The organism is Enterobacter sp. JBIWA005, from assembly GCF_019968805.1.
Lineage (GTDB): Bacteria > Pseudomonadota > Gammaproteobacteria > Enterobacterales > Enterobacteriaceae > Enterobacter > Enterobacter vonholyi.
Window position 1 is genome coordinate 3,563,620 of record NZ_CP074159.1, and the last position, 11,132, is coordinate 3,574,751.

Annotated in this window: 4 protein-coding genes, 1 tRNA gene and 3 rRNA genes; 3 read left to right on the top strand and 5 right to left on the bottom strand. The window is 53.6% G+C overall.

Annotated elements, in window-relative coordinates:
• Window positions 1-30 precede the first annotated feature (30 nt).
• From pat to KGP22_RS16885, 3 genes are all read left to right on the top strand, one after another.
• Window positions 31-2,694 (top strand): protein lysine acetyltransferase, encoded by a 2,664-nt coding sequence (gene pat, locus KGP22_RS16870; RefSeq protein ID WP_149366364.1) that lies wholly within the window; start codon window positions 31-33, stop codon window positions 2,692-2,694.
• A 110-nt stretch (window positions 2,695-2,804) separates the two neighbouring features.
• Entirely contained in the window at window positions 2,805-4,160 is a 1,356-nt protein-coding gene (gene pssA / locus KGP22_RS16880) for a CDP-diacylglycerol--serine O-phosphatidyltransferase (RefSeq protein ID WP_223580268.1), read from the top strand.
• 45 nt (window positions 4,161-4,205) lie between these two features.
• Window positions 4,206-4,529 carry a YfiM family lipoprotein gene (locus KGP22_RS16885; protein ID WP_149366363.1) on the top strand — a complete coding sequence of 108 codons (324 nt, stop codon included), beginning with the start codon at window positions 4,206-4,208 and terminating at the stop codon, window positions 4,527-4,529.
• Here the strand turns inward: KGP22_RS16885 and KGP22_RS16890 are convergent.
• The 5 genes from KGP22_RS16890 to KGP22_RS16910 form a co-directional block, all read right to left on the bottom strand.
• Window positions 4,526-5,821 carry an MFS transporter gene (locus KGP22_RS16890; RefSeq protein ID WP_149366362.1) on the bottom strand — a complete coding sequence of 432 codons (1,296 nt, stop codon included), beginning with the start codon at window positions 5,819-5,821 and terminating at the stop codon, window positions 4,526-4,528. The genes KGP22_RS16885 and KGP22_RS16890 overlap by 4 nt on opposite strands.
• Window positions 5,822-6,029: 208 nt before the next feature.
• Window positions 6,030-6,145 (bottom strand): 5S ribosomal RNA (gene rrf / locus KGP22_RS16895).
• 71 nt (window positions 6,146-6,216) lie between these two features.
• Window positions 6,217-9,122, bottom strand: a 23S ribosomal RNA gene (locus KGP22_RS16900).
• A 182-nt stretch (window positions 9,123-9,304) separates the two neighbouring features.
• Window positions 9,305-9,380: transfer RNA gene (locus KGP22_RS16905), tRNA-Glu, on the bottom strand.
• Between the two features lie 85 nt (window positions 9,381-9,465).
• Window positions 9,466-11,007, bottom strand: a 16S ribosomal RNA gene (locus tag KGP22_RS16910).
• The 16S, 23S and 5S rRNA genes sit together here with 1 tRNA gene alongside, the layout of an rRNA operon.
• Window positions 11,008-11,132 lie beyond the last annotated feature (125 nt).

The window sequence follows — 11,132 nt, forward strand, 5'->3', positions numbered from 1 at the left end:
TCAGGTCGCTTGCATTCACAGGAGGCCTGCATGAGCCAGCGAGGGTTAGAAGCGCTACTTCGTCCTAAATCCATTGCCGTCATCGGCGCATCAATGAAACCGGATCGTGCTGGCTATCTGATGATGCGCAACCTGCTGGCCGGGGGATTTAATGGCCCAGTCATGCCCGTCACACCGGCGTATAAGGCCGTTCAGGGAGTCCTTGCATGGCCTGATGTACAGAGCCTGCCTTTCGTACCGGATCTTGCCGTACTTTGTACAAACGCGAAGCGTAACCCGGAACTGCTGGAATCACTCGGCAAGAAGGGATGTAAAACCTGCATTATTCTCTCGTCTCCGCCTGAACAAAAAGCCGAGCTTCTGGCCTGCGCCAGCCGCTATCAAATGCGTATTCTTGGACCAAACAGCCTGGGTCTGCTCGCTCCCTGGCAGGGCTTAAATGCCAGTTTCTCTCCGGTTCCGATCCGCAAAGGTAAACTCGCGTTTATCTCGCAGTCGGCTGCGGTATCGAACACTATCCTCGACTGGGCGCAGCAGCGTGAAATGGGATTCTCCTACTTCATTGCCCTGGGCGACAGCCTGGATATCGACGTTGATGAGCTACTTGATTTTCTGGCACGTGACGGCAAAACCAGTGCAATCCTGCTTTATCTTGAGCACCTCAGCGACGCGCGTCGTTTTGTCTCGGCTTCTCGAAGCGCTTCGCGCAATAAGCCGATCCTGGTGATCAAAAGCGGGCGAAGCCCTGCGGCACAGCGCCTGCTGCATTCGCATTCCGGCATGGATCCCGCCTGGGACGCCGCCATCCAGCGCGCGGGGTTGCTGCGGGTGCAGGATACACACGAACTTTTTTCCGCCGTTGAGACGTTAAGCCATATGCGCCCGTTGCGCGGCGAGAAGCTAATGATCGTTAGTAACGGTGCCGCCCCTGCCGCGCTCGCTCTGGATGAGCTATGGCGGCGCTTCGGCAAGCTGGCAACGCTAAGTGAAGAGACGCTGCAGCGCCTGAAAGAAGCGCTTCCGACCAGCGTGACGCCCGGCAACCCGCTTGATTTGCGCGATGACGCCAGCAGCGACCGCTATATCAGGGCGATCTCCATTTTGCTGGATAGCCAGGATTTCGATGCGCTGATGATTATCCATTCACCCAGCGCGGTCGCGCCGGGCAGTGAAAGCGCGCGCGCGCTCATTGACGCCGTGCGCAGCCATCCGCGAGGCAAATATGTCACCCTGCTCACCAATTGGTGCGGTGAGTTTTCTTCTCAGGAGGCGCGGCGCCTGTTCAGCGAGGCCGGGCTGCCAACCTACCGCACGCCGGAAGGCACCATCACCGCGTTTATGCATATGGTGGAATATCGCCGTAACCAGAAACAGCTCCGCGAGACGCCGGCCTTGCCCGGGAATTTGACGGCCAACACCGTTGACGTTCACCGGCTGTTGCAGCAGGCCATTGAAGAAGGCGCAACGTCGCTGGATACACATGAGGTCCAGCCGATTCTGGGCAGCTACGGGATGCAAACCCTGCCGACCTGGATCGCCAGCGACAGCGCTGAGGCCGTGCATATTGCCGAGCAGATTGGCTATCCGGTTGCCCTGAAGCTACGTTCCCCGGATATCCCGCATAAGTCGGATGTGCAGGGGGTCATGTTGTACCTGCGCACGGCAACGGAGGTGCAGCAGGCAGCTGATGCCATTTTCGATCGGGTCAAAATGGCCTGGCCGCAGGCAAGAATCCACGGATTGCTGGTGCAAAGCATGGCCAACCGCGCTGGTGCTCAGGAATTACGGGTGGTGGTTGAACACGATCCCGTCTTCGGTCCGCTCATCATGCTGGGAGAAGGCGGCGTTGAGTGGCGCCCGGAAGAGCAGGCCGTGGTGGCGTTGCCGCCTCTTAACATGAATCTGGCGCGTTATCTGATCATTCAGGCGATTAAAAGTAAAAAGATCCGCGGCCGGAGTGCGCTGCGTCCGCTCGATATTGCCGGGCTAAGCCAGTTCCTGGTGCAGGTCTCTAACCTGATTGTGGATTGTGCCGAGATCCAGCGGCTGGACATTCATCCGCTGCTCGCCTCCGGCAATGAGTTTACGGCGCTGGACGTGACTCTGGATATCGCACCATTCGAAGGAGACAGAGAGAGTCGCCTGGCAATCCGCCCGTATCCCCTGCAGCTGGAGGAGTGGGTTGAGATGAAAAATGGTGAACGCGCCTTGTTCCGCCCTATTCTGCCGGAAGATGAGCCCCAGCTGCGAGCCTTTATCTCTCAGGTCACGAAAGAGGATCTTTATTATCGCTATTTTAGCGAAATCAACGAATTTACCCACGATGATTTAGCCAATATGACCCAGATCGACTACGATCGAGAAATGGCGTTTGTTGCCGTTCGTCGCTCCGATAAGGGTGATGAGATCCTCGGCGTTACGCGTGCGATTTCTGACCCGGATAACGTCGATGCGGAGTTTGCGGTGCTGGTGCGCTCCGATCTTAAAGGCCTGGGTCTGGGAAGACGGTTGCTGGAAAAACTCATCAGTTATACGCGAGATCACGGATTGTTACGCCTTAATGGCATTACTATGCCTAACAATCGCGGTATGGTGACCCTGGCGCGAAAACTTGGGTTTGACGTTGATATTCAGCTTGACGAAGGTATTGTTGCCTTGTCCCTTAGTCTGACATCAGCAAGCAAACGCGAGTAAGCTACTGGAAATGTTACCCACTTTGGACGGGACTGGTGGTATCATTGTCCGCTTATGTTGTTTGCATAGTACAGACAACCCTTCAATGAACAGAGAAGATACGCACTGTGATGTTGTCAAAATTTAAGCGTAATAAACATCAACAACACCTTGCTCAACTACCGAAGATTTCTCAGTCAGTTGATGATGTAGAGTTCTTTTACGCTCCCGCTCATTTTCGGGAGACGCTTCTGGAAAAGATTGCCAGCGCCACACGACGCATTTGCATTGTGGCACTGTATCTTGAACAGGATGAAGGCGGGCGCGCGATCCTGAACGCGCTCTATGACGCCAAACGTCAGCGCCCGGAACTTGATGTTCGCGTGCTGGTAGACTGGCATCGAGCTCAGCGTGGCCGTATTGGCGCTGCCGCGTCAAACACCAATGCTGACTGGTATTGCCGTACGGCGCAGGAAAATCCTGGCGTCGATGTGCCTGTTTATGGCGTCCCGGTTAATACCCGTGAAGCGCTCGGCGTCCTTCATTTCAAGGGATTCATCATTGATGACAGCGTGCTGTACAGCGGCGCCAGCCTCAATGATGTCTACCTTCATCAACTCGATAAATATCGCTACGACCGCTATCATCTGATCCGTAATCCGCAGATGGCCGATATCATGTTTAACTGGGTTGATAAAAATCTGGTCCATGGCCGTGGTGTTAACCGTCTTGACGATCCCGAGCGCCCTAAAAGCCCGGAAATTAAAAACGATGTTCGCGCCTTCCGCCAGGAGCTGCGTGATGCGGTCTATCATTTCCAGGGCGATGCGAACAACGAAGAGTTATCCGTTACCCCGCTGGTAGGACTCGGCAAATCAAGCCAGCTGAACAAAACGATCTTCCATCTGATGCCGTGTGCGGAGCAGAAACTCACCATCTGTACGCCGTACTTTAACCTTCCTGCCGTGCTGGTGCGTAATATCATTCAGCTGCTGCGCGACGGTAAAAAAGTGGAAATTATCGTTGGTGATAAAACGGCAAACGACTTCTTCATTCCTGAAGATCAGCCGTTCAAAATCATCGGTGCGCTGCCTTATCTCTATGAGATTAACCTGCGTCGTTTCCTGAGCCGCTTACAGTATTACGTCAACACTGACCAACTGGTTGTGCGTCTCTGGAAAGATGAAGACAATAGTTACCATCTGAAAGGCATGTGGGTCGACGATGAGTGGATGTTGCTGACCGGTAACAACCTGAACCCGCGCGCATGGCGACTGGATCTGGAAAACGCTATCCTGATCCATGACCCGCAGCATGAATTAGCCGCCCAACGTGAACGCGAGCTGGAGCTGATTCGCACCCATACGACCTTGGTGAATCACTACCGCGAACTGCAGAGCATTGCCGATTATCCGGTAAAAGTTCGCAAGCTTATTCGCCGCTTACGTCGTATCCGTATCGACCGACTTATCAGCCGTATTCTGTAATATCCAGGCCCTGTCACCCGCAGGGCTTTTTTATGGAGCCCGTTGATGCGTATTCCTCTGTTACTGAGTGTCCTTTTCCTGAGTGGCTGTAGCCATATGGCCAACGATAGCTGGTCCGGACAGGATAAAGCACAGCATTTCCTCGCTTCCGCGATGTTGTCCGCAGCCGGTAATGAATATGCCCAGCATCAGGGATACAGCCGGGACCATAGCGCGGCGATCGGGCTGATGTTCTCAGTAGGTCTTGGGGCATCAAAAGAACTGTGGGATAGCCGCCCCGCAGGGAGCGGCTGGAGCTGGAAAGATTTCGCCTGGGATGTTGCCGGCGCAACGACCGGCTACGCCGTGTGGCAGATGGCGCGCTATTAAAGTCGGATACCTTTCCCTTTGCGATGCAGCATCAGGGAAACAATAAAAGCCAGAGCCCCCATACCCGTTACGTACCAGAAGAATGTCGTTTCGCTTCCCCATGACTTAAGCGACAACGCAACGTACTCCGCCGATCCGCCAAACACCGCGTTGGCTACCGCATAAGAAAGCCCTACTCCTAACGCACGAACCTGCGCCGGGAACATCTCGGCTTTCAGTATCCCGCTGATTGAGGTATAGAAACTGACAATCACCATCGCCACCATCACCAGCGCAAAGGCGGCATACGGTGAAGAGACATGCTGAAGCGCAGTCAGAATAGGAACGGTACATAACGCCGACAGCCCGCCAAAAATCAGCATCGACGTACGTCGACCAATTTTATCCGAGAGCGCACCGACGATCGGCTGTATGAGCATAAAGACAAACAGCGCCACGGTCATGACCACGCTGGCGACGTTGGCGTGCATACCGGTTGTGTTCACCAGGTACTTTTGCATATAGGTGGTGAACGTGTAGAAACTAAGAGAGCCGCCCGCGGTGAAGCCCAGCACCATCAGGAAAGCTTTGCGGTTACGCCACAACCCTTTGAATGTTCCCGCCTCCTTCAGCATCCGGACCTCTTTCTGAGAGGTTTCATCTAACTGACGGCGTAGCCAAAGTGCAACGACCGCCAGTACTGCGCCCATTGCGAAAGGGATCCGCCATCCCCAGGCATGAAGCTGTTCGTCCGTCAGAATTTGCTGCAGGATCACCACCACAAGGATGGCCAGCAGCTGACCGCCAATCAGCGTGACGTACTGGAATGAGGCGTAAAAACCTTTACGGCCTTCCAGTGCAATCTCACTCATGTAGGTCGCACTGGTACCGTATTCACCGCCTACCGATAATCCCTGGAATAAGCGGGCCAGCAAAAGTAGCGCCGGTGCCCAGGTGCCAATCGATTCATATCCCGGTAAGCAGGCGATCACCAGCGAGCCAAAGCACATCATGCACACCGAGATCAGCATAGAGGCCTTACGCCCGCGACGATCCGCAATGCGGCCAAACAGCCAGCCCCCGATGGGTCGCATCAAGAATCCTGCGGCAAACACCCCTGCCGTTTGAAGCAGCTGCGTTGTGGTGTTGCCGGAGGGGAAGAAGATATGTGCGAAGTAGAGTGAACAGAATGAGTAGACGTAAAAGTCGAACCATTCAACCAGATTCCCTGAAGAGGCGCTGACGATTGCCCATACCCTTCTTCGGGTATCACTGTGACCCAGCGTCCCGTTTGATGTCATGCTTTCTGTCATTGTGATTATGCTCCTGCCATAAACTGCGGCGTATTGAGCCAGGAGACTCAATAACCTCGTAAATGAAATGTTATAATTTTGTTATAAATCACATTGAGACAGAGATCACACATTCCATTAGCAGGATAAGGGATTAAGAGAAAGGCCAGAGTGGGAAAACAAAAGCAAAAAACCCCGCACCTTTCGGTACGGGGTTCTTATGTTTGATGCCTGGCAGTTCCCTACTCTCACATGGGGAGACCCCACACTACCATCGGCGCTACGGCGTTTCACTTCTGAGTTCGGCATGGGGTCAGGTGGGACCACCGCGCTAAAGCCGCCAGGCAAATTCTGTTAATCTGTATCAGGCTGAAATTGATTGTTCTGTCTCTTCGCCAAAACATCTTCGGCGTTGTAAGGTTAAGCCTCACGGTTCATTAGTATCGGTTAGCTCAACGCATCGCTGCGCTTACACACCCGACCTATCAACGTCGTCGTCTTCAACGTTCCTTCAGGACCCTTAAAGGGTCAGGGAGAACTCATCTCGGGGCAAGTTTCGTGCTTAGATGCTTTCAGCACTTATCTTTTCCGCATTTAGCTACCGGGCAGTGCCATTGGCATGACAACCCGAACACCAGTGATGCGTCCACTCCGGTCCTCTCGTACTAGGAGCAGCCCCCCTCAATTCTCCAGCGCCCACGGCAGATAGGGACCGAACTGTCTCACGACGTTCTAAACCCAGCTCGCGTACCACTTTAAATGGCGAACAGCCATACCCTTGGGACCTACTTCAGCCCCAGGATGTGATGAGCCGACATCGAGGTGCCAAACACCGCCGTCGATATGAACTCTTGGGCGGTATCAGCCTGTTATCCCCGGAGTACCTTTTATCCGTTGAGCGATGGCCCTTCCATTCAGAACCACCGGATCACTATGACCTGCTTTCGCACCTGCTCGAGCCGTCACTCTCGCAGTCAAGCTAGCTTATGCCATTGCACTAACCTCCTGATGTCCGACCAGGATTAGCTAACCTTCGTGCTCCTCCGTTACTCTTTGGGAGGAGACCGCCCCAGTCAAACTACCCACCAGACACTGTCCGCAACCCGGATCACGGGTCTACGTTAGAACACCAGCCATTAAAGGGTGGTATTTCAAGGACGGCTCCACGCAGACTGGCGTCCACGCTTCAAAGCCTCCCACCTATCCTACACATCAAGGACCAGTGTTCAGTGTCAAGCTATAGTAAAGGTTCACGGGGTCTTTCCGTCTTGCCGCGGGTACACTGCATCTTCACAGCGAGTTCAATTTCACTGAGTCTCGGGTGGAGACAGCCTGGCCATCATTACGCCATTCGTGCAGGTCGGAACTTACCCGACAAGGAATTTCGCTACCTTAGGACCGTTATAGTTACGGCCGCCGTTTACCGGGGCTTCGATCAAGAGCTTCGCGTTACCGCTAACCCCATCAATTAACCTTCCGGCACCGGGCAGGCGTCACACCGTATACGTCCACTTTCGTGTTTGCACAGTGCTGTGTTTTTAATAAACAGTTGCAGCCAGCTGGTATCTTCGACTGATTTCAGCTCCACCCGCAGGGGCTTCACCTACATATCAGCGTGCCTTCTCCCGAAGTTACGGCACCATTTTGCCTAGTTCCTTCACCCGAGTTCTCTCAAGCGCCTTGGTATTCTCTACCTGACCACCTGTGTCGGTTTGGGGTACGATTTGATGTTACCTGATGCTTAGAGGCTTTTCCTGGAAGCAGGGCATTTGTTACTTCAGCACCGTAGTGCCTCGTCATCACACCTCAGCGTTAAAAAACGACCGGATTTACCTAATCGTTCCGCCTACATGCTTAAACCGGGACAACCGTCGCCCGGCTAACATAGCCTTCTCCGTCCCCCCTTCGCAGTAACACCAAGTACAGGAATATTAACCTGTTTCCCATCGACTACGCCTTTCGGCCTCGCCTTAGGGGTCGACTCACCCTGCCCCGATTAACGTTGGACAGGAACCCTTGGTCTTCCGGCGAGCGGGCTTTTCACCCGCTTTATCGTTACTTATGTCAGCATTCGCACTTCTGATACCTCCAGCATGCCTCACAGCACACCTTCAACGGCTTACAGAACGCTCCCCTACCCAACAACGCATAAGCGTCGCTGCCGCAGCTTCGGTGCATGGTTTAGCCCCGTTACATCTTCCGCGCAGGCCGACTCGACCAGTGAGCTATTACGCTTTCTTTAAATGATGGCTGCTTCTAAGCCAACATCCTGGCTGTCTGTGCCTTCCCACATCGTTTCCCACTTAACCATGACTTTGGGACCTTAGCTGGCGGTCTGGGTTGTTTCCCTCTTCACGACGGACGTTAGCACCCGCCGTGTGTCTCCCGTGATAACATTCTTCGGTATTCGTAGTTTGCATCGGGTTGGTAAGCCGGGATGGCCCCCTAGCCGAAACAGTGCTCTACCCCCGAAGATGAGTTCACGAGGCGCTACCTAAATAGCTTTCGGGGAGAACCAGCTATCTCCCGGTTTGATTGGCCTTTCACCCCCAGCCACAAGTCATCCGCTAATTTTTCAACATTAGTCGGTTCGGTCCTCCAGTTAGTGTTACCCAACCTTCAACCTGCCCATGGCTAGATCACCGGGTTTCGGGTCTATACCCTGCAACTTAACGCCCAGTTAAGACTCGGTTTCCCTTCGGCTCCCCTATACGGTTAACCTTGCTACAGAATATAAGTCGCTGACCCATTATACAAAAGGTACGCAGTCACACCACGAAGGTGCTCCCACTGCTTGTACGTACACGGTTTCAGGTTCTTTTTCACTCCCCTCGCCGGGGTTCTTTTCGCCTTTCCCTCACGGTACTGGTTCACTATCGGTCAGTCAGGAGTATTTAGCCTTGGAGGATGGTCCCCCCATATTCAGACAGGATACCACGTGTCCCGCCCTACTCTTCGAGTTCACAGCCTGTGTGCTTTCGTGTACGGGACTGTCACCCTGTACCGTGCGACTTTCCAGACGCTTCCACTAACACACAAGCTGATTCAGACTCTGGGCTGCTCCCCGTTCGCTCGCCGCTACTGGGGGAATCTCGGTTGATTTCTTTTCCTCGGGGTACTTAGATGTTTCAGTTCCCCCGGTTCGCCTCGTTAACCTATGTATTCAGTTAACGATAGTGCAACGAATTGCACTGGGTTTCCCCATTCGGACATCGCCGGGTCAAAGGTTCATATCACCTCGCCGGCGCTTTTCGCAGATTAGCACGTCCTTCATCGCCTCTGACTGCCAGGGCATCCACCGTGTACGCTTAGTCGCTTAACCTCACAACCCGAAGATGTTTCACTTCTGATTGCGAAAATTTGAGAGACTCGAACACACCATTAAGATGTGTCGTTTCAATTTTCAGCTTGATCCAGATTTTTAAAGAGCAAATATCTCAAACGTGACTCGCAAGTCAGTTTTGAGATATGACGGCAGGTGACTTTCACTCACGAACCAGCAAGTGGCGTCCCCTAGGGGATTCGAACCCCTGTTACCGCCGTGAAAGGGCGGTGTCCTGGGCCTCTAGACGAAGGGGACACTGAAGTCTCAATCGCAAGACGCCTTGCTATTTACTTTTCATCAGACAATCTGTGTGAGCACTGCAAAGGCAGGTTCTTTAAGGTAAGGAGGTGATCCAACCGCAGGTTCCCCTACGGTTACCTTGTTACGACTTCACCCCAGTCATGAATCACAAAGTGGTAAGCGCCCTCCCGAAGGTTAAGCTACCTACTTCTTTTGCAACCCACTCCCATGGTGTGACGGGCGGTGTGTACAAGGCCCGGGAACGTATTCACCGTAGCATTCTGATCTACGATTACTAGCGATTCCGACTTCATGGAGTCGAGTTGCAGACTCCAATCCGGACTACGACGCACTTTATGAGGTCCGCTTGCTCTCGCGAGGTCGCTTCTCTTTGTATGCGCCATTGTAGCACGTGTGTAGCCCTACTCGTAAGGGCCATGATGACTTGACGTCATCCCCACCTTCCTCCAGTTTATCACTGGCAGTCTCCTTTGAGTTCCCGGCCTAACCGCTGGCAACAAAGGATAAGGGTTGCGCTCGTTGCGGGACTTAACCCAACATTTCACAACACGAGCTGACGACAGCCATGCAGCACCTGTCTCAGAGTTCCCGAAGGCACCAATCCATCTCTGGAAAGTTCTCTGGATGTCAAGAGTAGGTAAGGTTCTTCGCGTTGCATCGAATTAAACCACATGCTCCACCGCTTGTGCGGGCCCCCGTCAATTCATTTGAGTTTTAACCTTGCGGCCGTACTCCCCAGGCGGTCGACTTAACGCGTTAGCTCCGGAAGCCACGCCTCAAGGGCACAACCTCCAAGTCGACATCGTTTACGGCGTGGACTACCAGGGTATCTAATCCTGTTTGCTCCCCACGCTTTCGCACCTGAGCGTCAGTCTTTGTCCAGGGGGCCGCCTTCGCCACCGGTATTCCTCCAGATCTCTACGCATTTCACCGCTACACCTGGAATTCTACCCCCCTCTACAAGACTCTAGCCTGCCAGTTTCGAATGCAGTTCCCAGGTTGAGCCCGGGGATTTCACATCCGACTTGACAGACCGCCTGCGTGCGCTTTACGCCCAGTAATTCCGATTAACGCTTGCACCCTCCGTATTACCGCGGCTGCTGGCACGGAGTTAGCCGGTGCTTCTTCTGCGGGTAACGTCAATCGCTGTGGTTATTAACCACAACGCCTTCCTCCCCGCTGAAAGTACTTTACAACCCGAAGGCCTTCTTCATACACGCGGCATGGCTGCATCAGGCTTGCGCCCATTGTGCAATATTCCCCACTGCTGCCTCCCGTAGGAGTCTGGACCGTGTCTCAGTTCCAGTGTGGCTGGTCATCCTCTCAGACCAGCTAGGGATCGTCGCCTAGGTGAGCCGTTACCCCACCTACTAGCTAATCCCATCTGGGCACATCTGATGGCAAGAGGCCCGAAGGTCCCCCTCTTTGGTCTTGCGACGTTATGCGGTATTAGCTACCGTTTCCAGTAGTTATCCCCCTCCATCAGGCAGTTTCCCAGACATTACTCACCCGTCCGCCGCTCGCCGGCAAAGTAGCAAGCTACTTTCCGCTGCCGCTCGACTTGCATGTGTTAGGCCTGCCGCCAGCGTTCAATCTGAGCCATGATCAAACTCTTCAATTTAAGTTTGATGCTCGTGAATTAAACTTCGTAATGAATTACGTATGTTCACTCAGAGACTTGGTATTCATTTATTGTCCGAAGACATTAAGAATCCATGTCACTTTGAGTGCCCACACAGATTGTCT

Coding starts and splice junctions, on each gene's coding strand:
- pat (WP_149366364.1), top strand. CDS start 31: ATGAGCCAGCGAGGGTTAGAAGCGCTACTTCGTCCTAAATCCATTGCC.
- pssA (WP_223580268.1), top strand. CDS start 2,805: ATGTTGTCAAAATTTAAGCGTAATAAACATCAACAACACCTTGCTCAA.
- KGP22_RS16885 (WP_149366363.1), top strand. CDS start 4,206: ATGCGTATTCCTCTGTTACTGAGTGTCCTTTTCCTGAGTGGCTGTAGC.
- KGP22_RS16890 (WP_149366362.1), bottom strand. CDS start 5,821: ATGACAGAAAGCATGACATCAAACGGGACGCTGGGTCACAGTGATACC.